Source organism: Hyphomonas sp. NPDC076881, from assembly GCF_050269995.1.
Taxonomy (GTDB): domain Bacteria; phylum Pseudomonadota; class Alphaproteobacteria; order Caulobacterales; family Hyphomonadaceae; genus Hyphomonas.
Genome location: NZ_JBNNJJ010000022.1, coordinates 13826 through 37461, shown reverse-complemented (window position 1 = coordinate 37461; position 23636 = coordinate 13826). Strand labels below are relative to the sequence as shown.

General features: G+C 55.9%; 18 protein-coding genes and 2 pseudogenes. 6 read left to right on the top strand and 14 right to left on the bottom strand.

Annotated elements, in window-relative coordinates; translation table 11 throughout:
• The 3 genes from ACQKI2_RS17565 to ACQKI2_RS17555 all read left to right on the top strand — a co-directional run.
• Positions 1-1187 (top strand): ABC-three component system protein (locus tag ACQKI2_RS17565; protein ID WP_427380921.1); only part of this gene is annotated, 1187 nt, incomplete at its 5' end.
• Positions 1177-1671 carry an ABC-three component system middle component 2 gene (locus ACQKI2_RS17560; protein WP_427380920.1) on the top strand — a complete coding sequence of 165 codons (495 nt, stop codon included), beginning with the start codon at positions 1177-1179 and terminating at the stop codon, positions 1669-1671. The genes ACQKI2_RS17565 and ACQKI2_RS17560, both read left to right, overlap by 11 nt.
• On the top strand, positions 1668-3515 hold the full coding sequence (locus ACQKI2_RS17555) for a hypothetical protein (RefSeq protein WP_427380919.1): 1848 nt from the start codon (positions 1668-1670) through the stop codon (positions 3513-3515). Before ACQKI2_RS17560 ends, ACQKI2_RS17555 begins: the two co-directional genes overlap by 4 nt.
• Positions 3516-3687: 172 nt before the next feature.
• On the opposite strand, the gene ACQKI2_RS17550 is transcribed toward ACQKI2_RS17555, so the two are convergent.
• The 12 genes and pseudogenes from ACQKI2_RS17550 to ACQKI2_RS17495 all read right to left on the bottom strand — a co-directional run bounded on the left by ACQKI2_RS17550 (position 3688) and on the right by ACQKI2_RS17495 (position 18516).
• Entirely contained in the window at positions 3688-5598 is a 1911-nt protein-coding gene (locus tag ACQKI2_RS17550; protein WP_427380918.1) for an ATP-dependent helicase, read from the bottom strand.
• The gene (locus ACQKI2_RS17545) at positions 5598-7304 is read right to left on the bottom strand and encodes an ATP-dependent nuclease (protein WP_427380917.1); all 1707 of its coding nucleotides are present in this window, start codon (positions 7302-7304) and stop codon (positions 5598-5600) included. Before ACQKI2_RS17545 ends, ACQKI2_RS17550 begins: the two co-directional genes overlap by 1 nt.
• Positions 7305-7906: 602 nt before the next feature.
• The gene (locus ACQKI2_RS17540) at positions 7907-8200 is read right to left on the bottom strand and encodes a hypothetical protein (RefSeq protein ID WP_427380916.1); all 294 of its coding nucleotides are present in this window, start codon (positions 8198-8200) and stop codon (positions 7907-7909) included.
• A gap of 371 nt (positions 8201-8571) precedes the next feature.
• Positions 8572-8742, bottom strand: coding sequence for a hypothetical protein (locus tag ACQKI2_RS17535; protein ID WP_427380915.1), 171 nt, complete (start codon positions 8740-8742; stop codon positions 8572-8574).
• A 28-nt stretch (positions 8743-8770) separates the two neighbouring features.
• Complete coding sequence (locus ACQKI2_RS17530; RefSeq protein ID WP_427380914.1) at positions 8771-9733, bottom strand: RHS repeat-associated core domain-containing protein; 963 nt, start codon at positions 9731-9733, stop codon at positions 8771-8773.
• A pseudogene (locus tag ACQKI2_RS17525) lies at positions 9661-10813 on the bottom strand (IS3 family transposase). The gene ACQKI2_RS17530 and the pseudogene ACQKI2_RS17525 overlap by 73 nt, the downstream one beginning before the upstream one ends.
• Positions 10814-10908: 95 nt before the next feature.
• Positions 10909-12255, bottom strand: coding sequence for an MFS transporter (locus ACQKI2_RS17520; protein ID WP_427380913.1), 1347 nt, complete (start codon positions 12253-12255; stop codon positions 10909-10911).
• Positions 12252-13031 carry an ethanolamine ammonia-lyase subunit EutC gene (eutC, locus tag ACQKI2_RS17515; protein ID WP_427380912.1) on the bottom strand — a complete coding sequence of 260 codons (780 nt, stop codon included), beginning with the start codon at positions 13029-13031 and terminating at the stop codon, positions 12252-12254. Before eutC ends, ACQKI2_RS17520 begins: the two co-directional genes overlap by 4 nt.
• The gene (locus ACQKI2_RS17510; protein ID WP_427380911.1) at positions 13024-14418 is read right to left on the bottom strand and encodes an ethanolamine ammonia-lyase subunit EutB; all 1395 of its coding nucleotides are present in this window, start codon (positions 14416-14418) and stop codon (positions 13024-13026) included. Before ACQKI2_RS17510 ends, eutC begins: the two co-directional genes overlap by 8 nt.
• An 18-nt stretch (positions 14419-14436) precedes the next feature.
• The gene (locus tag ACQKI2_RS17505) at positions 14437-16680 is read right to left on the bottom strand and encodes a TonB-dependent receptor (protein ID WP_427380910.1); all 2244 of its coding nucleotides are present in this window, start codon (positions 16678-16680) and stop codon (positions 14437-14439) included.
• 82 nt (positions 16681-16762) lie between these two features.
• The gene (locus ACQKI2_RS17500; RefSeq protein WP_427380909.1) at positions 16763-17584 is read right to left on the bottom strand and encodes an inositol monophosphatase family protein; all 822 of its coding nucleotides are present in this window, start codon (positions 17582-17584) and stop codon (positions 16763-16765) included.
• A complete protein-coding gene (locus ACQKI2_RS17495; protein ID WP_427380908.1) occupies positions 17569-18516 on the bottom strand; it encodes a phosphotransferase in 948 nt (315 codons plus the stop codon). The genes ACQKI2_RS17500 and ACQKI2_RS17495 overlap by 16 nt, the downstream gene beginning before the upstream one ends.
• Before the next feature lie 163 nt (positions 18517-18679).
• On the opposite strand from ACQKI2_RS17495, the gene ACQKI2_RS17490 reads away from it, so the two are divergent.
• A complete protein-coding gene (locus tag ACQKI2_RS17490) occupies positions 18680-20068 on the top strand; it encodes an amidase (protein WP_427380907.1) in 1389 nt (462 codons plus the stop codon).
• A gap of 11 nt (positions 20069-20079) precedes the next feature.
• Here the strand turns inward: ACQKI2_RS17490 and ACQKI2_RS17485 are convergent, their stop codons facing one another.
• Positions 20080-20838, bottom strand: a complete 759-nt coding sequence (locus ACQKI2_RS17485; RefSeq protein ID WP_427380906.1) for a DeoR/GlpR family DNA-binding transcription regulator — start codon at positions 20836-20838, stop codon at positions 20080-20082.
• A 330-nt stretch (positions 20839-21168) separates the two neighbouring features.
• Positions 21169-21420 (bottom strand): annotated as a pseudogene (locus tag ACQKI2_RS17480) (DDE-type integrase/transposase/recombinase); the annotation flags it as partial.
• 360 nt (positions 21421-21780) lie between these two features.
• On the opposite strand from ACQKI2_RS17480, the gene ACQKI2_RS17475 reads away from it, so the two are divergent.
• A complete protein-coding gene (locus ACQKI2_RS17475) occupies positions 21781-22551 on the top strand; it encodes an SDR family NAD(P)-dependent oxidoreductase (RefSeq protein ID WP_427380905.1) in 771 nt (256 codons plus the stop codon).
• A gap of 170 nt (positions 22552-22721) precedes the next feature.
• Positions 22722-23591 (top strand): pirin family protein, encoded by an 870-nt coding sequence (locus tag ACQKI2_RS17470; protein ID WP_427380904.1) that lies wholly within the window; start codon positions 22722-22724, stop codon positions 23589-23591.
• Positions 23592-23636 lie beyond the last annotated feature (45 nt).

The window sequence follows — 23636 nt, the reverse complement described above, 5'->3', positions numbered from 1 at the left end:
CTGCTCGTCTGAAAATCTGCTCTTGCGCATGTGTCATCCTCTCTAATCGAGAGAGTCTGCAAAATCATGGCCGGAATTCAGGGGGCTGGGTCAAACCGAAGACTGCGAAAAGCATACCAGCGGCCGCGCAGGTCACTGCTGGCATTCCTATACCTCCAACCAGGATTATCGAAATCTACTCCCCAGATGAGTGGGAGGAGTTTACCGAGGAATGGCTGTATTATCATAAAAGTACTGGCGAATATCAGTCGGTCAGAAGGTACTCTGGGCCAGGCGACCTCGGACTTGACGTTGTCGCCTTCACCAAGCCGGAAGACTTCAACGGGGAATGGCATAGCTATCAATGCAAGCACTATGACCACCCACTCACACCCGGAGATATCCGAACGGAAGTGGCCAAGATAATTTTCCATTCCTTCAAAAAATCTCCGCCTTTCAACCAAGCCTTTCCGCTACCATCACGTCACATGTTCATTGCGCCGCGGGGCTGCGGAATTACCGTCGCTCGCTGGCTGAAGGACCCTAATAGATTTAAGGCCGAAGTGAGAGATTGGTGGCTAGCGAAAGGTCTTCCCAATATAGGCGCCTCACTAGACGTTCAGTTTGATGGCGAATTTCTCAACTATTATGACGCATTTGATTTCTCCATCTTTGGAGACAAATCAAAACTTGAGATTATGGAAGAGCATAAACAGACTGCATTTCATACCACCCGCTTTGGCGGAGGACTTCCGGCTCGAGACCAAGCTCTCGCACCGCCAACTTCTCCATCCGCAGAAGAAAGCGCATATATCAAGAAGCTGTTTGATACCTACACAGAGCAAACAGGCGTTACCGTGAATGACAGGACCTCCCTTCTCGGTCATGCCACACTACTTCACCACTACGACAGGCAGCGTGAGTTGTTCTATCATGCAGAATCGCTTCGCAATTTTGCCCGTGATCGAACCCCTGATGGCACTTTTGAAGGCCTCAAAGGCGATATTTTCCATGGCGTAATTGATGTTTGCGAGGCAACCCACCCGAACGGGTTAGATCGCTTAAGGGCCGCAATTACCTCAGCAGGCGGACTTGATATCAGCGGCAGCGCCCTAGCAAGCGTAACACATATTCCGGACAAACAGGGGATATGCCACCATCTAGCCAATGAAGATCGCCTAACATGGGTACTTAAAGATGAGCGATAAAAGCACCCAAGTTTTCAATAGTCCCTTTGAAACCGGCGTGCGTGCGCTCATCCTTCTCGTCGCATCCTTCCCTCGAAAGCATGACCTAAAACGCCTCGTTCAATACGACTACTTATCTGTGCACTCCGCAGATGCAGGAGGCCCGCCCAGCTTACATCCTCCGCTGCCACTGAGGTCTAACGAGTTGCTAGTGCGCCGAAGTCTTGTGGAACGGGGATTGCTGCTAATGGCAAGCGCTGGTCTCGTTCGCCGGGAGGCACAACAGGACGGTATTGTTTATACTGCAAATGACGATGCCGGAGCATTCGTCGATAATCTTTATTCGGATTATCTTATGGGCATCAAGAACAGAGCTGGCTGGGTCGCAGAGACTTTCGATGACCTTCTATCTGATGAGTTAGACACCGTTGTAAATGGCCTATTTGAAGCCTGGACTACAGAGTTCCAAAGCGCAAACACTGGCCTTGATGAGTTTCCACTATGAGCGGGTTGTTGTTGAAACACTTGGCCTATCTCGGACCGAAGAAGAAACCGGCCAGCATTACGCTCAAAGAAGGATTGAACGTGATTTGCGGTGCGTCCGATACGGGCAAGTCCTTTATAGCCGAAAGCCTAGACTTCATGCTGGGCGGAGGAGATATTCCCCGCGATGTGCCGGAACGCGCTGGTTACGACAGGGCACGCTTGCTTATTGAATCAGGGCCATGGGCACCCTTAACCTTGGAGCGTAGTATTGAAGGGGGCAATTTTTCTAGCTTCAATGAAGCATTGTACGATGAGCCTCCTGCGACCGAAGCCATTCCTCTCAGAAGTCAGCACAGCGCGGCTCGACATGATACCGTATCACACGCCTTACTCGAACGGATCGGGTTGACAGATAAGTTTTTGCGGCGGAACAAAGCTGGCGATACTCGATCGCTAAGTTTCCGAGATATAGCAAGACTTTGCTTGATAACCGAAGAAGAAATACAAAGACGCTCATCTCCTCTTTTGTCGCCCATTGTAGTCCAAGCAACATCAGAATACGCCGCTTTCAAGTTACTTCTAACGGGCATTGATGACAGCGCATTGGTTGGGAAAAGTCAGCCATCACGCGCCAAGGATGCATCTTCCGGGAAGATTGAGCTTCTTGATCGCATGATCGAAGAATTGCAAACTGAGATCAATGAAGCGGGCTTAGATGATAACGAACTCGCTCAACAGCTCGAGAAGCTCAACGCAAGTATTTCTGAACAAAACAATGAACTGAGTAAGGCTCAATCAAGCCTAAGCAGCCTGGTAGAAGACCGAGGGCGCTCTGCCGATGAAATTCAGAAACGACGTTCCCGGATTATCGAAATCGATGAGCTAGCAAAACGCTTTGCGTTGTTGGATAAGCATTACAACTCTGACCTGAACCGCTTGGCTGCTGTTCACGAAGCAGGATCTTTCTTTGTATATAGTGATCGCAAAATGTGCCCACTTTGCGGCTCCACTCCAGAAAGTCAGCATCTGGACGAGGAATGTGATGGCAATGTTGAGGCAGTAATCCAAGCTGCAGCCTCCGAAATAGGCAAGATTAAGAAGCTACAGTCTGATCTTGCGGATACAGTTTCTACGTTGGCTCAAGAGAAAGCATCACTTGAAGAGGAGCTTCCCTCCCTCGTGGAGCGATACAATGAAACGAATCTTGAGCTTCTTGAGATCGCAAGACCTACAGTGTCAGTACACAGAAGTACTTACAATGAGCTAGTTACAAAAAGAGCTGAGGTTGTAATCAGTCAGGATAAAATTGAGCGTGTGAACCGCCTCATCCAGCACCGAAATGATGTTGACGGCAGCATTTCAGACGACGAAGGATCAACTGAAACCAAAACGTCAATTACTACTGTGACCTTGGATCGGTTTTCTCAAACGGTCGAAAGGATACTCCAGGAATGGCATTACCCTAATGCTGAGCGCGTGTTTTTTGACGAGACGAAGCGGGATTTCCAAATCGGCGGTAAGCCACGCGGCAGTTCGGGAAAGGGTTTGCGGGCCATCTCACATGCAGCAGTCACTATAGGTCTGTTAGAATATTGCTTGGAGAACGACCTTCCGCATCCGGGGTTCATTGTTCTTGACTCACCCTTGTTAGCATATTGGAAGCCAGAGGGGGATGATGACGACCTTCGTGGCACTGACATTAAAGAGCGCTTTTATGATTACCTGCTGGGCTTTAAAGACAGCGCACAAATTATCATAATTGAAAACGAGCATCCTCCTGAGAAGATATCCGGCAAAGCCAACGTAATTGTGTTCACGAAGAACCCCAACAGCGGACGTTACGGCTTTTTCCCCACGGACTGAAGAAACCGTTTGAAATCGTATCCGAGGCGGCACCATTGCCGGTTGCCACTGGCCTGCCCAATGCAGCCAGTCCAACCACAAAGATGAACAATGGTAATATGCATTCAGTTCGGAGATATATTATGCAGTGCGTACATCAATGAACACAGGCCCCAAGCCTGTAGATACGTTTTCATTCGATCAGCCGCATTTCTCTGAGGAAGCGCGATGGTGCTTTTCCCCATCCAAGTACACGGTCTGAGTAGCTTAGGGATAAAGTTTCTTGAGCACGCGTAATTGCGACAAAACAATTACGGCGTTCCTCACGCATCTCATGACTATCATCGCCCTTTTTCAATGCAGCCCAACTTGGAAGTTGATCTTCAACCATACCCACGAGATATACGTGGTCAAACTCAAGCCCCTTCGAAGCGTGAATTGTGAAGCAGGGAATACCACCTTTTGGAGCTGCCGGTGCTTTTGAACGAAGGTCCAATTCCTGCAGCAAAAGATGAAGCGTCACTTCTGCGCGACCATACTGCGCGCTAATTTCCGCCACTAGCGCGCGCCAAGTTTCTTTTTCTTCTTCATATTCATCAAAGATACCGTTATGATCCGGTGCGGTGTCGGGTAGTGCGTCTAGCCAAGCAAAGGCAGACTTCTCGAACCCCCAGAAGTCTAAACGTTCAACAAGCCTTATCCCTGCCGACTCCAAAAGCTCTCGTGCGCCCGGAGAGAGTTCCTCTCTGTCAAGAGCAGACCGGATCCAGCTTCTTAAATAGTCACCTTCTTCGGCCGCTGACCGCGCAATGACATCCTTCACATTGAGGTCTATGCCCTCAAGAGAAAAGAACGACTTACATACACGCCGTAAGAAATCCCGGCTGCCACGCGCATTCGCCAATCGAAGCATTGAGTGCAGCCATTGTAGCGACGCACATTCGAACTCGTTTTTCCTAGCCGCAAGGTAACCGTGCAAACCATATTCCGCCATTGCGGTTACAACCTGTTCAAGCAGCTTTTTGGTCCGCGCCAAAACCACGCATTTCTCACGCGCATGTTTCGGACGTGCCTGAATATCGCTGGCAACCCATGCCGCTTCTTCATCGAAATTCGCAAAATGCTTTAGCGTAACTACAGAAGTACCCGGAGCTGTTTTATGCGCCGTCAACCTGCCTTTGCCCTCAAACCTGCCAAAATTATTCTGGATGAGGTTATTTGCCAGCTCAACTACTTCGGCAGGACACCGATAATTTTCCGGGAGCTGGATGAGCTCCATATTGAAATCGGCCTTAAGCCCTCTTAAGCGATCTGGGCTTGCTCCATTCCACTGATAAATGATCTGGTCATCATCTGCCACAACAAAGAGATTCTTCGTGTCTTCCTTAACTAGGTGCTGAAGGATTTTATATTGTGTCAGGTTTGTATCCTGGAATTCATCAATGCAAATGTAGGGGTAAATGCGTTGGATCTGCTTTCGAACTCCAATCTGACCTTCCAGCAGGCTAAGTGCCTCAGCAATCAGCGCAGGAAAATCCAATGAGTTCCGTTCTATCATCAGCTTACGGTAATTCACGTAAACCTGAGCCAAGAATTCCGAATTGCTAATCGAACTGCGCTGAAGAACCTGCAACGCAAAGGCAGGGGCTATATCATTTTCTATTAGCCTAGTAATGAGCGGCAGAAGCCTCTCACTACTCGTCACCTCACCTCCTGCATCAACAGCATCGATTGCTTCATCAAGTAATGAATGTCTATCAGCGTCCTGCACCAGCAACGTGAAATCAGGACGTAGACCAACATGGTGCCCATGCTGCCGCAACAGATCAGCTGCAAATGAGTGAAAGGTCGTCAGTAGGGTACGCTCGTCCGCATTTGGTACCAATGTTGCGATACGCTGGCGCATTTCAGCCGCTGCTGCATTGGTAAAGGTCAATCCGAGAATCTTAAAATGCTTACCGGGCGTTGTCTCGATGAGACGGGCTATGCGATAAGTGAGGACTCTTGTTTTGCCCGATCCAGGTCCGGCCAAAACCAATAAGGGACCTTCACCCCATTCAACGGCGGCTAGCTGGTTTTCATTCAAGGTTGTAAGATCCAGCATCACGCGGCACTCCTCGCAAAGGCGTGAGCCTTGCTTATTACAGACTTCAGGAAGTCAGGCACATCTGCACTACCAGCGAGCATCCGCTGGGAGACCTCTAAGGCTGACTTTGGTTTCGAGTTGCGAGCCTGCGCTTTTGCAACTTCAGTCCAGTATGGAACCGTTCCCACTGGTGACGTGACTGTGTTCTTCTTCTGGTCGGAAATATTGGCCTCATAAATGTCACCAAAGCCCGAGACACATAGGAAGACTTCCATATTATCGTTTGGCAACCTCCACACATGATCAGCCTCTACCCGTCCATTGAGTTGCCCCTTCGCAGTGTCGGCGTACTTTTGCCCTTCTGCATCGCCATCGCACATTACCATCCAGTCGATCCCGAGCTGGTCAGCAAGTTTAATGAATTTCTCCACGCCCACCTGGGAGAACTCGATACAAGACACACCCTCAGCATAGAGATCTATTCCCATAGCTGTAGCGCATTCAGGTATGAGAGATGCCTCTGTTTCGCCTTCGACTAATAGCCAACAACGCGAGAACAAAAGGCTTCCGCGCGTTGTCCGAACTTTGTAGTCGAGTTTTCCGATTTCCTCGTCGGTGAGCACGCCTTGGCTAATACGATGTACACAAACCTTACCATCCTTGCGGCACAGTCTACGAATTTTGGATAGTGGCACACCGGCTAGTAATTCACCTGAATGAGTGGATATGAGTTTCTGGCCCGAGAGCGCCCGAAGCATCTCACCTACGGCCTTGATAGCAGAAGGATGAAGGTGGGCTTCAGGCTCCTCTAGCGCAAGAAGAGGGACCGCATGCTCACCATAACCATCTTCCAACTGGCTTTGCAGAAATGCATCGAACAGGCAGATTACCGCAAGACTTTGCGTGCCGTTTCCATGTCGCATAATTGGAATCCGGGCACCTGTTTTGGAGGCCAAATTAACCTGAGTACGCGAGAGAATATCAAATATCTTTGATGGAAGAGCCTCGATCGAGACGGGCTCGGTCTCCCCCAATGGAACCAGCTTTGCTGTCTTCTCTAAACGCTCTTTAACTGTCTCAAATGCAGTGTGCTTCTCAAGTACCTTCTTATTCAAATCACTTAGTGCTGCCTCAAGCTCATTCCTATCATCCTCTTCAAGCTGCATCGACCGAACAAACGGCCCCCAGAAGGATGATCGTGCACGGAATTCCTGAGCAGCATCTCGAAGTGACGCAAGGTAGAAAGTCGGAACTAGCTGCTGCAAGTTGATGATGTGGCGCGGATTCTTAGCCTTAATAAGCGGATTTCCGGCTAGATCAAGAAAATCATACTCGGTAGCGAAGTCTCCGATAACAGCATCAAAACCGCTCCTTACCCGCAGAGTCACACTTCTAAGGCCTTCGCTGTCTACTTGCTCAGCATCTGACAGTTGTTGAGATATCTCATCTGGCCATTCATCCTCGCTCTGCTCGCGGAACCTGAGAAGAATTTCGATTGGTGCCGCCTTGGAGGGCTCTGAAACACCATCAGATAGATGATAGTCATATTCTTCGAATACGCTGCCCTTCCGTGTCAATGAACGTGTTAGACATAGCCTTAGAGCATCAAGGACAGACGACTTCCCAGCGTTGTTTTCCCCAATCAACACACAGACATCATCTAGCTCAAGCACCAACTCTTCGATGCCTCTAAAATTCCTTATCTCAATATGACTTAGAAACATTGGCTCTCCAGCAAAATCACACACTCTCTAGATAGACTGAGCCTATCGAGCAGTTGGAAAAATTGATTTATGCTACCTTTAATTGTATTCTAATTCAAGGAATTAGAGTTTTTCTTTTCACGTCGCTTCAATTCCGACCAAAGCTTGTGTCTATGGAGGGGGCAACGCTTTAAGCGTCAATCAAAGTTTTCGTTCAAAACGGTCTCTGCCACTCATCATTGTCGCTAGGCCTACCGAGAACTACTCCCCAATACGATATTTCTGCCCAGAACTGATTTAAACGTTCCTCATCTAGGTGCGCCATTAAAATCAAGGACTTACGGGATCCTGTGGTTTTTCAGATCGGCTGTGTCCGCACCAATTTTCGGAATCGAGGAAAAACCGGTGCAGCAATCCCATGATCGCTGACGGCAATTGTCGCTCTGTTTTTCTGGTTTCAGTCTCATCGCGAGCCAAATGAGTCTGCATTGGCAAGATCGTGCCCGCACAGCCCGGCAAGTGAGAATGGGAGGCTCAGCTACAATCGGATCGTTCGTCAGGAATGGCTCGGCCAGTTCATCTTCAACACGATCGAGGAGGTCAAGGAACACGCCACTAGGTGGCTACGGGCCATAGAGTTGGCGAGATGACGTCGCCCCATTCACGGCAACGATACTCCCCTGCCGGTCGGCGATCAGGTAGCGCCTGTCGGTCAGCCCTGCGCCCTCATACCAGACCAGCGGCTCGTCGATGCCCGGTCCATGCACATAGCGCCGCAGCAGCGTGCCCGCGCCGTCATACTCCGCCAGCAGCGCATTGCCGCCATACAGGAACTGCGTCGTCGCTCCGCCCGCCACCGTCTGGCGCAGCCGCCCGCCCGGATCATAGGCCAACGTCATCGAGGCAGACCCGCTCACCGAGGCCAGCCGGTTCTCATAGTCATACCCGAACGTGCGGGCCCCGTCCGACGTCAGGTTGCCCCGCAGGTCATAGGTGAAGCTGGTGCCGGAGACGTTGGTATACTGATTGAGACCGTTGCGGGTGTAGCTCTTGCTCGCCGCGCCGGCTGCCCAGGTGTAGAGAGCATTCGTGGACGTGCGCTGAGAGACCTGGCTCGCATCCGTATAGCTGAACGTATAGGTCTGCTCGTTCGCTGGGCCTGTCAGTTTCAGGCCGGTCAGGCGCGAACGGCGTTGAGCGAAGCGATACCCACCATTCTCCCTCGCCCTCAGATGGTGGGTAACGGCCTTTGGCTTAACCCACCATCTGAGGCACGAAGCGCCTCCGCCTAACGCCTGAATCCTCGATAAAAGCCCAACCCAATGAAGGTCACTACAACGATAAGCAAAATACCAACGAAAAGCGGATCATTTGTTCCTAACGCCCACGGAACTAAGAAGAGCGCGAGCACAAACAGCGTTGCAGTTACCGCCAGCCATACGAAAAATGACTTGCTCATTACTTTCGAATCCTCAACTTCAGCACTTCTACTCCTCGCACGATCCGTCTTTGCCGCCACACACCCTTACTCGAAGTGCCGCCTCACCTCCAACTTGGGTAGTTGTGCCGACAATTGCTCCCGCTGACGCGCCTTCATTGCCGGTTCCAAGTCTCTCGCTCAGACCATACCGATTTCCCTTGGTGGACAGATTTGCAGAAGTAGGCGGCTTCCCAGAAGCGGCTGCTGCACCTAAATTTTGCGCTCCCTTTGCAGCACCGCCTACAGCTCCACCCAACGCGCCGCCTTTCATGGCGGCATCGCCGATAGCGCCAACATCCGTCACTCCGCCGTCGGCAATTTGAGACATTGTTTCCGCGGCACCTCCCGCAACACTGCCGGCAACGGCACCTTCTGCTGCCTTGCCGACAATTCCCTTTCCTGTACTTCCGACTTCTCGCAAAATCGTCTTTCCAGCGACGCTCGCCGCCCCTTTTGAAGCAATCGCACCAAGCCCACTTGATACTCCTCCTATGACTGCAGCTGTTCCATATCGGCCAGCATTGGTACCGACATCGAAAGGATCGCCTCCTTCTGCTGCAATGACAATTCCTTCAACAACCAAACCTATACCCGCACCAACGATAAGGTTTAGGAATTTCCCACTCGGATCCCCCGCATTCAGTGGATCATTCCCCACGTAAGCATAGAGGTTCATCTGATCCGCATACCCCACAGGGTCGGTCTGCAGGAACCTGCCAAGCACCGGGTCATAGGCCCGCGCCTTGTAGTGATAGAGCGACACTTCCGGCAGGGCGATCTGTCCGGTGTAGCGGAACCGGCTGCCGGTCCAGGCATCAGGCTCGCCATAGGGGCCATAGAGCTGGCGAGATGACGTCGCCCCATTCACGGCAACGATACTCCCCTGCCGGTCGGCGATCAGGTAGCGCCTGTCGGTGAGACCTGCGCCCTCATACCAGACCAGCGGCTCGTCGATGCCCGGTCCATGCACATAGCGCCGCAGCAGCTTGCGCCTGGCGTCAAGTTTCCAAGCGCTGAATGCGGCCGGTTTTCATTGTAATCATCTCGCCATTCACTCAGCCGGCTTCGGGCGTCGCCTATCGACAGGAACCAGGCGGCGTTGAGGCACTCCTGCCGAAGCCGGCTGTTGAACGCTTCAATGTAAGCATTCTCCGTGGGTTTTCCGGGCCTTGAGAAGTCGAGTTCGACTTTGTTGAGATACGCCCGTTGATCGAGCAGCCGCCCGGCAAACTCCGGACGTTGTCGATCCGAATGCTTCGAGGTTTTCCCCTCAGCCGGGCGATACGGTCGAGTTCGCCGATCACCTGGTAAGCCCGGAAGTTTGCCCTCGCAGATGTCGCGAGAGCTTCTCTCGTATGACAGTCGATAATCGTCAGGAAACGGAACGGTCTTTCATCGAACAGCCGGTCCGACATGAAGTCCATGGCCCAGACATCTTTCGGCATTCCAGCCTCGGGGCGTCCTGAGCGGTATCGGCAGGCGCGCCTCCGCCTCGGGCTTCGGGTCCGGATCGACAGCCCCTCATCACTGTAAATCCGGTAGATCCGCTTGTGGTTCACGCTCCAGCCCTCCCGCTGCAGCAGGACATGCAGGCGCCGGTAGCCACAGCGGACCCGCGTCTCGGCCAGATCTTTCAGGCGCATCCGGATTTCCACTGCCAGATCGCGGCAGGACTGATATCTGTGGGCAGTCCGCCCGAAGCCCATCGCCCTGCAGGCGCGGCGCTCGGACACTGCAAACACGTCCTGATAATGACGGACCACCTCGCGGCGCCGGGCGGGCTTCACCACTTTTTTCGCAGGGCATCCTGCAACATCGTCTTGTCCAGTGTAAGGTCCGCCACCAGCCGCTTGAGCTTCGAGTTCTCTTCCTCCAGCCGCTTCAGTCGCCGGATTTCCGAAACACCCATCCCGGCATAGACCTTCTTCCACCGGTAAAACGTCACCTCGGCAACACCCATCTTTCGGCATATCTCGCCGACCGGCGTCCCGGTCTCCGCCTGCCTCAGGGCAAAGGCGATCTGTTCATCTGAAAACTTCTTTCTCGGCATCGGCACTCCCCTCTCCATCGAGAATTGTGCCCGATTTTTCGTACTCCGTCCGGACCAATTTTGAGGGTCAGGACCAGGCACCGCCTCGCCCCCGCTCATTTTCGAACCTCCCCCTCACGGATTTGAAGCAATATCTGGGCGTGACGCTCTGCCGTGAGACTGTGCCCACGTATGAGCACGGCAACAAAACAACCAAGCGCGGCCGGCGCGAATACGTAGAGTGCCTGCAACGCCACCAAGGCGCCTTCCGGGTTCGATGGAACGGTCGCAGAAAAATTGAACGCCCCAAGAATCAGGAATGTGATTCCCGGCGCTATAGCCAAGCCGATCTTGTTCGTACCAGTGAAGATTGCGGACAGGACCCCGGTCTGATCGACACCAGATCGCAGCAATTCTTCATCGCCGGCGTCCGCCAGCATCGAACGGAGCAGCAGCGGACCAGCCGACAAGGTGAGCCCCGCGACGAACAGGATAACGCAGTTCAACAGCATATGAGGCGGCACAAGCTGGATCATTATGAGCGACAAGGCATAGAGCGCAAAGGCAAAGGCCGCCGCGCGGTGCTTTCCGATCTTGTCGGTCAGGTATGTCCACACTGGTGTCCCGAAGAGCGACCCACACATGTTCAGAAACAGGAGGATTACGATCTCCAACTGGCTGAAGTGTTTGATGAATGCAAAGTAGAAGAAGAACAGCGCACTGTTCATACCGAGTGCCGTGCCGATGACAAGATCGGCCACCAGCAGGCGGGCAATGGTTGGACGGACAATCAACGTCAGATACTCTGTGAGGTTGCGTGTCTGGCGCTCACTTGCTGCTGGTGGCTCTGGCATGAACGCCACAGCCACACAGACCGTCACGCAGACCAGCGCCGCAATCAGTATACCCATCGACCGGATGCCTGCCGCATGGGTATAACCCAACACGCCCTCGACGAGGATTGGCGTAGCAAGCACGCTGATCGATCCCAGCAAAGCACCCGCCTGCCAAAATCCGAAGACACGGGACCGCTCGTTGTAGTCCATGGTGAGCGACATTCCCCAGGATAAGTGCGCAAGGTAACAGATCGAATACGCGGCGTAGACGATGGACAGCCAGATCGTCAGATATGTCAGCGTGACATCGCCGGCGGGGTTGAACAGCATGTAGCTTGCGACGGCCATCGGAAAGGCGCCGGCGATGAGCCAGGGCTTGAACCGTCCCCATCGGGTGCGGTTTCGATCCATCAGTGTACCAACCACTGGATCGAGCGCAATGTCCGCAAGGCGCACGACTAGGAAGACCGTCCCCACCAGGCCGAGCGAAAGCCCCGCTTGGGATGCATAGTAGGCAGGCAGGTAGGCGATCAGAGGAATCCCGATAGCGCTGATTGGAATGGCCGGAGATGCATACGCCGCCAGCTTCCAGGATGGATAGACTCTCACCAAGGCATTCCGGCTCATGAAGGGTCTCGCTCGATCTTGGGCATTTGCCCGGGGGTTGCTGTCAGGGTAAGGTGATCGGCGAACCGGTCCTTCAGTCCGACACCTGTCAGCTTCAGGTCCCTCGCTTGCCGGGCGAGCCAGGCGATGTTCGCCGCACCGAGTTCCGGCGCCAAGCCGCCCGGTGTGCGTATGTTGGAAACGCAGTTGCGCTCGCTGTCGGAACGGCCGGGACGGGGCTTCCAGGTCAAATATGCCCCGACACTGTCCGCAGCGCTGAGGCCGGGCCGCTCCCCGATCAGGACGATAACCAGGTCGGCGCCCAGCCGCGATCCGATCTCGTCCCCGATCGCAACCCTGCCCTGCTGGACAATGACCGCAGGTGCCAGTTGCCAGTCCGGAAGAAGATGACGAAGCTCATTGGCAATCCTGGCCCCATGGCGCTGGATGGCTGTCGCAGAAAGCCCATCGGCCAGCACGATCGCCAGTTCGCACGTGATCTCTGGCAGTTGCGTGCCTTTGGAAAGCATACGGCCCAGCCCGGGATTCTGCAGATAGGTTGTCCGGTCCGGCGCGGCGCTGTGCGCCTGAAACACATCGCCTTCGATCGCATTTGCAAGCCGGCCGGTATCAAGAACAGAATGCACGGCATCCCGCGCGCGCGCATGCGCCAACTGAAACTCCAGCATGGGCCGGGTCGGAATCGCCTGCCCGGACCTGCCAAGCCCGATCCTGGCGGACGTGACCCGGCGCCAGCGGGCAAAATGGTCCTTCGACTTTCCCGATTGATCAGACATCGAAATACCTGCTGATCAGAGCCATCGCCGCCGGACTCCCGCGCGCCCCGGTGATGCGTCCACAGCTATCCATCAGACCAACGCTGCGCAACCACATTTCGAATTCAGGGGCCGCGCGCAGGCCCAGAACTTCCCGGACATAGAGTGCATCATGGAAACTCGTGCTCTGGTAGTTGAGCATGATGTCGTCCGCACCCGGAACGCCCATGACAAAGTTGGCACCCGCCACGCCCAGCATGGTCATCAGGGTGTCCATGTCATCCTGATCGGCTTCGGCATGGTTCGTATAGCAAACGTCAGCGCCCATCGGCAGGCCAAGCAGCTTACCGCAAAAGTGATCTTCAAGTCCGGCCCTGAGGATCTGCTTTCCGTCATATAGATATTCAGGCCCGATGAAGCCGACGACCGTATTTACAAGGAAGGGGTCAAATGCGCGCGCAACCGCATAAGACCGCGCTTCCAGCGTCTGTTGATCGACGCCCGCATGAGCGTCTGCGGAAAGCTCGGACCCTTGCCCGGTTTCGAAATACATGACCGATCCTGATGTGGGATTGCGTTTCAGGGATCGCGTCGCGTCCTGCGCCTCCCGGAGCAGCGAAAGGCTGATCCCGAAGCCTCGATTGGCCAATTCGGTTCCGGCGATTGACTGGAATGCGAGATCGACCGGCGCGGCTCGTTCCACAAGTTCGATCGTGTTGGTGATGTGCGTCAGGACGCAGCTTTGAGTGGGAACTTCAAGACCAACCCGGATACGCTCGATCAGGGCGAGCAACTCGCCCGCCCTTGTCGTATTGTCGCTTGCCGGGTTGATCCCGATCACGGCATCTCCGCTGCCAAGCAGCAAGCCATCCAGGATCGAGGCGGCGATCCCTTCCGGGTCGTCCGTAGGGTGATTGGGCTGGAGACGGACACAGAAGTGCCCTGGCAAACCGACCGTTGTCCGGAATGTTCTGACAACCGGGCACTTCTTTGCAACGGCCACAAGATCCTGGTTTCGCATGATCTTGCACACCGCTGCGGCCATTTCCGGCGTGATCCCGGGGCTGGCCTTCCGGACCAGGTCTGATGTCGTGGCATTGTCGAGCAGCCATTCACGCAAGCCGCCGACGGTCATGTGCGAGATGAGCGCGAAAGCCTCAGCATCGAATGTATCGACAATGAGCCGGGTAACTTCATCCGACTCATAGGGAACCACCAGGTCTTCAAGAAAAACCTTCAGGGGAAGGTCTGCAAGAATGTACCGGGCAGCAACGCGCTCGAGATCTGAGCCCGCAGCGAGGCCGGCCAGCCGGTCGCCCGACCGGTCGGTCCCCGCTGCCGCGAGCAAAGTCCGCATATCTGCAAACGTGAATCGGGTTCCGGTCAAGTCAGTCTGATACACACTCATCGCTCCGGACAGGACCCATCAATACGACCAGCTGAGTTCCACGCCATAGGTTCTTGGATCTCCGTATTTTCCGAACAGCGTCGTGAAGCCGTCCGGCGCAGTTCCGAGATCGTATTCCTCGTCGAACAGGTTCCGGAAATACAGGGCAAGTTCCGTCTTGCCACTGGGCGAGGTCCAGCCGACCCGGCCATTCACCAGCGTGTAGGCCTCCTGGAAGAACTGATCCTCGTTGGACGAGTCCGAATACTGATCGCCATGATAGGAAGCATTCAGCCTCACGAAGGCTTCGCTGCCATTTTCAAGCGGGTGCACATAGTCAACCGTCCCGGCGAATGTCCACTCCGGAGCATACTCCAGACGATTGCCAGAATAATCCACGCCGATGCCGCCACCATCCTCGAACTCGCTGTACTCCGCATGCAGCCATGCACCGCTGAAACCGAGCGTGAGATTGTCGATGGGTAACCAGGTCACATCGAATTCCGGTCCGTAGGTCTCCACGACACCGGCATTGGTGAGCGCAAGTTCGATCTGGGACGGAACAACGTCGTCGCGTATGCGGAACTGGCTGACCTGGTAATCTTCATACTTTGCGTAGAAGAACGCCGAGTTGAAACTCAACCGCCCGTCCGCAGCACGGATTTTGGCGCCCAACTCATAACTATCGACCGTCTCCTGTGCGAGAGAGAGATCCGCAGCGATCTGGTAGGTGTTGAGGTAGTCAGCGTTGAAGCCCCCTGACTTCACGCCGCGCGAATAGCGGGCGTAGTAGGTGGCATTCTCGCTGGGCTCCCAGGTAAGACCGACGCTCGGTGAAAAGGAGGTTTCGTTCATGTCCGTCGTGTAGCCGTCGATGATTGCGAGCGTGCTATACGGAGACACCAATTCGGTATCCTGGTTGAACGTCAGCGCCTTGGTCTCGTAATTCAGGCGCGCCCCGACATTCAGCGTCAGCGTGTCGGTCAGACCATAGTCGAGCGCCGTGAATACGGCCATGCTCTCATTATCGACCAGAGGATTGGTATTGGTTACCGCGTTCGGTGGAAGACCCAGCAGCGCCGTGAGTTCGGAGTATATCAGTGTACGGTCATTTTCCCCGCTTGTGTTCATGTAGTAGACACCGGCCACATAATCCAGATTGCCGACGTTGCCGCCCGCCCTCACTTCCTGGCTGAACGTGTTGTATTCGTCGTTGTAAAAGAAGTACGCCCAGTCACCGGAACTGTGATCCATATCAACGTTCCAGTTGCGGTAGGCGTGGCGATAGCCGGTAGTCGAGGTCAGCGTGATATCATCAAGATCATAGTTGAGAACCAGCCCCAGGCCCCAGTTTTCCGACAGATCCTTCTCCGGAAAATCGTCATCAATCACGAACGGCTGATCCGCCGGCGCGGTCGGAAGGCCGCCCGTATTGAAGACATCGCTTCGCGCTTCTCCGTTGACCTTGTGGGACAACTGCCGTGTAAAGTCAGCTGAGAAATCGGCCGTGAAGTTAGGATTGATCAGATAACGCAGTTGGAGACGTGCGGCATAATCATTCTGATCGTCCGGATATTCATCTGTTGTTATGTTGTGAATGAAGCCGTCGCGCGTGTGATAGGATGCACCAAACCGCATGAAGAGACGATCCTCGATCAGCGGCGTGTTGATGCTGGCCACGAGCTTGGTTTCGTTTTTGTTGCCATAAGAGCCGACAACATGGGCATCGAAGGTGTCATCCGGTTTCGCGGTGATGAGGTTCACGGCACCCGAAACCGTATTTTGGCCATAGAGATAGCCTTGGGGACCGCGAAGGACCTCAACCCGCTCGAGATCCACCAAAACAGCATCCGCCGACATGGGCTGGCCGATATAGACACCATCCAGGTAGATTCCCGTTCGCGTGTCAAAAGCGACCGTGCGTCCGCCGCCACCCACGCCACGGACATAAATAGTTCGTACAGATACGTTATCGCTGACCTGAAAGTTCGGAATCAAGCCCTGGAGGGCGCCGAGGTCGTCCACCCCCGCATCCCGCAGCGCTTCGCCGGTCAAGGCCGCCATGGAAATGGGAACATCCTGAAGGTTCTGTTCGCGCTTTTGCGCTGTCGTGACGATGTTTCCCAGGGTCATCTGGGCCTCGTCGCCAGAAGCCTCCTCCTGCGCTGACGCAGGTGCGGCCCCGAGAAGAAGTGTAGTACTGGCTGCTGCGTACAGCAGAGTTTTCAGTTTCAGCGAGGTCCTTTTGGGCCAGGACAGGCCAAGTGATAGTTGAACCGACATGACTGTCTCCTCAAAGAGCTAAATCGCACCTCCGTTTCCTCTGACGTTCACCCTTGTATTTTTTGTATTTGAATTTTAGTCTTTATTTGTTCAAGATCTCCGTAACCGGACCAATCATGGCCGGATTTGCGAGCGCAAGGATCTGTCCCGGTCCTCCCTCAAGCGGCGGATTTCCCTGCCAGTCGACAAGGATACCTCCTGCCCCCTCGATAATCGGTTTGACTGCAGCCCAGTCCCACAGCTTCAGGTCGCCTTCTGCAATGAGGTCGATATGCCCAAGGGACAGAAGGCCATAGGCGTAGCAGTCACCGCCCCAAGAGACGCGCCGCACCGAACTCGCAAGGCGCGACCATCCGCTGCCGGAGTGAGCCGGCACCATGTCGGGGGCAGTGCAGGACATCTCCATTTGGGAAATGTCGTCACACTTCCGCGTGCCGACCCGGCCCGGCAGTTGGCTCGTGTAGGTCGTGGACTGCCCCGCGACCGCAATCCAGCGCTCGCGTGTCACAGGCTGATCGATGATTCCGAGAACCGGCCGGTCCTCGTCCATTAAGGCGATCAGTGTACCGAACGTCGGCCGGCCGGTGATGAATGCGCGTGTCCCGTCCAGCGGGTCGAGCACCCAGCGCAGCGAAGCTTCGGGGCGCTCGTAGCCGAACTCCTCACCACACAGACCATAGTTGGGATACCTGTCTGCAAATATCTTGCGCATGCATATCTCAGCCCGCCGGTCAGCCTCGGTCGCAGGACTTCCGTCAATCTTGTTTTGCACATCAATGCAGGCCCTGAACAACGGCAGGATCACATCTCGCGCTGCGTCGGCAGCAAGGATGGCAGTGGAAACAAGTCCGGCGACAACCTCATCGGTCATCCAACGCGGTTGGGACTTCACGGCAACTGACACATCGCCTCCTTCCATTCTGGCGCGGACGTCAGCCTGCGGGCATGATCAAGCAGCATGTCTGAATAGGCGAGGTAATCGAACGAGATGGACGAGTACTTTGTCTGAAGGCGCGCCCAGATACCCCACGACAGGGCAAGGATGCCAGCGTAAAGCGTCGCCTTCGTCCGTTCGATCTGGGGAACCGAGCCGAAATATTCCGCAAGCCAATCGACTTCCGGCGGAAGCCCACTGGAAAGCGCGATCATTGTCAGGTCCCAGGTCGGATCGTTGTTTGCCGCATATTCCCAATCGACAATCCGGATCGATTGGTCCGCATCGCGGATCATGAAGTTGGGCGCATAGGAATCATTATGGCAGGGGCGCATTTCGGGTTTGCTGGCAGCGACACGTTCCCCTGCCTCCCGGCACAGACCGACAAGAGCGGGCACGTCCTGCGGACATTCGATGCTCTCGGACAGAAGCACCGAGTATCGTTGCTCCAATTGGCCGATTCCCGTCCGCGTCACAGGAAGAGGCGTGCTCGCGTGCATATCCTTGTAGGATCGGAGCAGCTGTTTCCGGAAATGCAGATTCCCGAGATCTTCAACCGTGCAGTTGCGATAGCCCTGCAGGAATTCATAAACTTCGGCGCCGGGATCGTCGAACCGCGCAATCAGCCTGGGGCCCACCCCGAGTTCACCAGCCTGCACGGAGGCTGAGATCGCGGCCGTGCGGTCAATCAGGATGTGCGTGTTTTCGCCATGCACCTTCACGAAGAAAGCATCGGGTCCGCGCCTGACGATCCAGTTGCTGTTGGTAATGCCAGCCTCAATCCGCTTGTAGGATACCGCGCCGCTGCCCGCAAAATTCAGCAGCCCAACGATTTTCTCGACGCAGACTTCCTCTACCGTCCGGGCGTCGCCCATAAGAGAAAAGCCTTCTTCACGCTGCATTCGATTGTCTCCGGACGCTCTGGTACGTGGGCATTCATCACCGCCCGATCCCGAGCTATGCACACACTCACAATCATGTCCACACTAAAACACAATATAGCTCGCATTTACAACATAAGTGATTTCTGCTTGTATCGAGATGCTGCACAGGAGGCATTTCGATATGGCTGAGTTGTTCGAACTTTCCGCAACCGATCTGATCGCAGGCTTCACCACACGGACGTTCTCCCCTGTCGAGGTTGCCCGAGCGGTTCTCGAAAGGGTCGAACAGGTCAACCCGCTCATCAACGCCCTTGTCTTTCTGTCTGCGGACGAGGTGATGGAGGCAGCGCAGGAATCGGAAGCCCGCTGGTTGAAGAACGCGCCACTGGGCGCATTGGACGGCGTGCCGGTCACCGTAAAGGACAGCATTGCCGTCAGGGGCAAACCCATGCTGCGCGGAAACAAGGCCTATGAAGGATCCGCGCCAAGCCCCTATGATGCGCCACCGACAATGCGGATGCGCGAAGCGGGCGCCATTATCCTTGCCAAGACCACCATGCCGGATTTCGGCCTTCTGGCTTCAGGTGTCAGCAGCGCCTTCGGCATTACACGAAACCCCTGGAATACGGCCTTCAATCCCGGTGGCTCAAGCTCCGGCGGCGCGGCCGCGACAGCGGCAATGTGCGGCCCGGTGACAATCGGATCGGACATAGGCGGCTCTGTCAGATTTCCGGCCGCCATGTGCGGCCTCGTCGGCCTGAAACCCACGCAAGGCCGCATCCCTCATCTACCGCCCAGCCCCCTGCGGTCCGCCGGGCCGCTCACCCGGACAGCTGATGATTGTGGCCGGATGCTCAGCATTCTGTCCGGGTACGACGCCCGGGATTTTGGCGCCCTTCCCCCTTCGGCAGACGACTATCTCAATCTCGTTTCCCGCCCGCTCAAAGGTACGCGCGTGGCGCTCGTTCTGGAGGGGGACAATGGCGGTCTGCCGGATGTAAATGTCGCCGCAAGCGTCCGTAAGGCAGCCCGGATTCTATCAGACGCCGGCGCGATCGTGGAGGAACTTCCCTCCGTGGTCGGTCAAAACTTCATGGAGGTCGCAATGATTCCACTGATGTTGCGCGGCCTTGCCGAGTTTCTCAAACTGGATGAAGCCAGCCGCCTCAAGGCGCCGGAGGCTTTCAGGGACTCTTTCACCAAAGCCTTGGACACCGGGATAGACAAGATCGCGTTGGCACTTGATGAACTTGAAACGATCAAAGCCCGCGTTCTGGCACAAATGCGCGGCTTCGACTTTCTCATCTCGCCCACTTCAGGAATCAGCGCGTTCCCGGCGGAAGACCGCACACCGAAGTCGCCGTCATCGAATGCGCTTTACACACCGGTCTGGAACCAGACCGGAAATCCCGCCTTGTCCGTCTGCTGTGGTTTCGATCAAGCCAACGCGATGCCGATCGGCTTGCAGATTGTCGGGCACCGTTTCGATGATCTTGGTGTCCTGCAGTTCGCGAAAGCCTTTGAGGAAATCCGGGGATTCGAGATGGTCTGGCCGACCCCGTCCGCATAGACGGGCCCGTTTCAGACGGCTGCGCGCAGAATTTCGCGAATACCGGCGTTTTCATATTCGGAAGTATCGTGATGGTTCGTGACGAGAATGTCGATGCGATCACATTCGCTCACGATCACCCGGCTGGTCACACCGCACTTGGTCGAGTCAGCAATCACAACCCGCCTTCGGGCCTGCTCAAGCATCAGGCTCGCTAACTCGGCTTCGGCCAGATCATAGTAACTGATGCCGACATTCGGATCGATCCCGACCGGGGATACAAAAGCAATATCCGCATGAAACGTCCGCAATTGCCGAAGGGTAATTTCACCGAAGGTCGCTGGAACATCTGACGCCAAAGCGCCCCCCAACAGGACAATGTCAGCCGCTGCATTGTTGGCGCGCGCCGATAGGGCCAGATCGATCGAGTTCGTCACCACAGATACGCCCCCCAATTGGGAGAGGAATTCGCCCATTGCCGCAGTGGTCGAACCCGCATCGACAAAATAGCTCCCCCCTCCAGACATCAGTGTAACAGCGGACTTTGCCAAGGCGCGCTTCTCCGAAACGCGGGAGACGCGGCGGACCGAAAACGGAGATTCCTGTGACGGCTCATTGATCAGCGCGCCGCCATGGGTTCGCAGCAGCAACCCTCTCTCTTCAAGAACCTTCAAGTCGCGCCGAACCGTCTCGCGGGAAACATTGAAATCCTGCGCCAGCTTATCAGCCTCGACTCGCTTCTTGTCCTTCAAAAGGCTCAGAATCCGGCTCTGGCGTTCCTCAACCCACATGGGACACTCCTGCATTGGCTTTTGCAGCGCCTCAGAGAGACGTTTTGATTTATGTGCTTTTTTGTGGGTTTAGGCCAGTTTAGCCCAACTCGCAAGGCTTGGCAGCGGTCCGGTACTGCTACCTCGCAGAAGCGGCCGCTCACACCAAGACGCAGGTCCGGCCAGATGCGCGCACGCTCGCCGCCGATTACCACAGACGCGGCGATGCACGTCTGACAGCTACGGGCACCACGGCGGGAACTCCCGGCACGCATCCAGCGACAGATCTCGGCATCCGGGCGGCGACGGGCAAGTGCGAACCCGTCTGCGTTATTCGCAAACGAGCGGATGTCAGGCGACAAGAAGGTCGCGCCATTCGCGAAGGGCGGCGTCTCGGAGCGATATGAAGCCGGCCCTACTCTCGATATTTCCCCGGTGATTTGCATGATTTTGTACTGACGAATTCATTGAAGCGAATTTTTGCAGACTTCGCATACGCCGGAATCTCGACATCGCCCGCTCGCGTCTTCGGAAAGGCAGGTGCGAATTTTCAGCGCGATTGTTCAAGTGCCGTCCCGTTTCCTGGCGTTTCTCGTTAGCGAGGTGCACGTACCGTTGCGTGGTCCAAAACATCCTTATGGCCCAGCAGCGCCCCGATCACGGGACGCGACAGGCCGTCCGAGGTGCCAAAGCTGTGCCGCACGTCATGCAGCCTGACATCTTCCAGCTCCGCTTGTCTTTCTTTGCCTGGACAATCGCCTGCCCGATCTGGCCGGGAAGCTGGTTGGCATAGCGCACCGGCCGGCGCGACCGGTCACACAGCGAAAAGTGTTACCCATGTGTCCGGCACAATCTGTCACCTACGTCTCAGGTCGCTCACCCATCCTACAGATATGCTCCGCCCATTGGCCGCGCCAGATTTCCCCCCTAGGGTCTCCGGCGACAATCAGGGAAGGAAACATCATGGATCTCGGGCTCAAGGGAAAGAATGCCATCATTCTGGGGGGCACGCGCGGCATTGGCCGGGCGATTGCCGATACGCTGGCCAAGGAAGGCGCCAATGTTGCCGTCTGCGCGCGCAATCACGATCAGGTCGCCGCTGCGGTGGCCGAGCTTAAAGCCCTCGGCGTCAATGCCACCGGCGCCTCCGTGGACGTCACCGATGGGCCGGCCCTGAAAGCCTGGATCGCGGACGCCGCAGGCCAGCTTGGCGGGCTCGACATTCTCGTCTCCAATGCCGGCGCCATGGCGCAGGGCAATGACGTGGCCGCCTGGGAATCGAACTTCAAGCTGGACGTGCTTGCCGCCGTCAACGCCTTCGACGCCGCCCAGCCATATCTGGCAAAAGCGGCCGCCGCCTCGGGCGACGCGGCCTTCGTCATCATCTCCTCCATCTCCGCCGCGCAGGCAGACCGGGCAGACTCCTACGGCCCGGTAAAGGCGGCCCTGATCCACATGGCCAAGGGCCTTGCCCGGCAATATGCCAAGATCGGCCTGCGCGTGAATGTCGTCTCGCCCGGCATGGTGTTTTTCGAAGGCGGCGTCTGGCACACGGTAAAAACCAACGCGCCGGATTTCTTCGCCCAGGCGAACGCCCGCAACCCCACCGGCCGCTGCGCCACGCCGCAGGAGATCGCCAACGCCGCCGTCTTCCTCGCCAGCCCCGCCTCCTCCTACACCACCGGCGCCAATCTGATCGTGGACGGAGCGGTGTCCAGCCGGGTCAATTTCTAGGCTGGCCCCGGCAGAAGGCGCAAGTTCAGAGAAGTGTTATGCAGGAACCGCATTATTCTGCCGGCCTGCTAGCCCTTTCATGAAACGCTGGCATACCTATCTGCAGGACAACATGCTGCGCAGGCCGGCCTGACCCTTCAGGCTGGCCGGACAAAAAAGGAGGCCAGCTCATGAGCAAGACAGTTCTCGGCCGCTTCGGCAACAATCAGGGCCACTGGGTCGGCGACGGTTTCCCCGTCCGTTCGCTCTTTTCGTATCACTCGCTCGGCGAGCATGCGAGCCCCTTCCTCCTCTTGGACTATGGCGGCCCCCATGTGTTCGCGCCAACCATGCAGCGGCGCGGCGTGGGCCAACACCCGCACCGCGGCTTTGAAACCGTCACCATCGTCTATGATGGCGAGGTGGAGCACCGCGATTCCGCCGGTAATGGCGGCGTCATCGGGCCCGGTGATGTCCAGTGGATGACCGCCGCAGGCGGTATCATCCATGAGGAGTATCACTCGGCAGGCTTTGCCAAGGCGGGCGGCCCGTTCAGGATGGTTCAGCTCTGGGTCAATCTGCCGGCCAAGGACAAGATGGCGCCCGCTGGCTATCAGGGCATCGTCTCGGCTGATATTCCGGTGGTTGACCTTCCCGGTCATACCGGAAAAGCCAGGATCATCGCCGGAGAGCTCTACGGGGCCAAGGGGCCAGCCAGGACCTTCACGCCCGTGAATGTCTGGGATGTTCGCCTTGATCCGGATGCGGAGTTTTCTCTGTCTCTGCCTGAAGGCCACACCACAATGCTGGTGGTGCTCAGCGGCCACTTGACGGTGAACGATACTCAGCCGGTCGGCGAAGCAGAAGTTCTTTTGCTGAGCCGGGAAGGCACGGATGTCAAATTCCATGCCGATGGCGAGACCACACTTCTCGTCCTGACAGGCGAGCCCCTGGGCGAACCCATTGTCGGCCATGGCCCCTTCGTCATGAATACGGAAGCCGAAATCCATCAGGCCATTGATGACTTCAACAAGGGCCGGTTCGAACGCCTCCCCGCCTGAAAAGGATCGGCCCCCGGAACACGTCCGGGGGCCGATTATTCTATA

Bases quoted from the DNA above. Each gene is read 5' to 3' on its own strand.
- ACQKI2_RS17560 (WP_427380920.1), top strand. From the start codon at position 1,177: ATGAGCGATAAAAGCACCCAAGTTTTCAATAGTCCCTTTGAAACCGGC.
- ACQKI2_RS17555 (WP_427380919.1), top strand. From the start codon at position 1,668: ATGAGCGGGTTGTTGTTGAAACACTTGGCCTATCTCGGACCGAAGAAG.
- ACQKI2_RS17550 (WP_427380918.1), bottom strand. From the start codon at position 5,598: ATGCTGGATCTTACAACCTTGAATGAAAACCAGCTAGCCGCCGTTGAA.
- ACQKI2_RS17545 (WP_427380917.1), bottom strand. From the start codon at position 7,304: ATGTTTCTAAGTCATATTGAGATAAGGAATTTTAGAGGCATCGAAGAG.
- ACQKI2_RS17535 (WP_427380915.1), bottom strand. From the start codon at position 8,742: ATGAGCAAGTCATTTTTCGTATGGCTGGCGGTAACTGCAACGCTGTTT.
- ACQKI2_RS17520 (WP_427380913.1), bottom strand. From the start codon at position 12,255: ATGAGCCGGAATGCCTTGGTGAGAGTCTATCCATCCTGGAAGCTGGCG.
- eutC (WP_427380912.1), bottom strand. From the start codon at position 13,031: ATGTCTGATCAATCGGGAAAGTCGAAGGACCATTTTGCCCGCTGGCGC.
- ACQKI2_RS17510 (WP_427380911.1), bottom strand. From the start codon at position 14,418: ATGAGTGTGTATCAGACTGACTTGACCGGAACCCGATTCACGTTTGCA.
- ACQKI2_RS17505 (WP_427380910.1), bottom strand. From the start codon at position 16,680: ATGTCGGTTCAACTATCACTTGGCCTGTCCTGGCCCAAAAGGACCTCG.
- ACQKI2_RS17495 (WP_427380908.1), bottom strand. From the start codon at position 18,516: ATGCAGCGTGAAGAAGGCTTTTCTCTTATGGGCGACGCCCGGACGGTA.
- ACQKI2_RS17490 (WP_427380907.1), top strand. From the start codon at position 18,680: ATGGCTGAGTTGTTCGAACTTTCCGCAACCGATCTGATCGCAGGCTTC.
- ACQKI2_RS17485 (WP_427380906.1), bottom strand. From the start codon at position 20,838: ATGTGGGTTGAGGAACGCCAGAGCCGGATTCTGAGCCTTTTGAAGGAC.
- ACQKI2_RS17475 (WP_427380905.1), top strand. From the start codon at position 21,781: ATGGATCTCGGGCTCAAGGGAAAGAATGCCATCATTCTGGGGGGCACG.
- ACQKI2_RS17470 (WP_427380904.1), top strand. From the start codon at position 22,722: ATGAGCAAGACAGTTCTCGGCCGCTTCGGCAACAATCAGGGCCACTGG.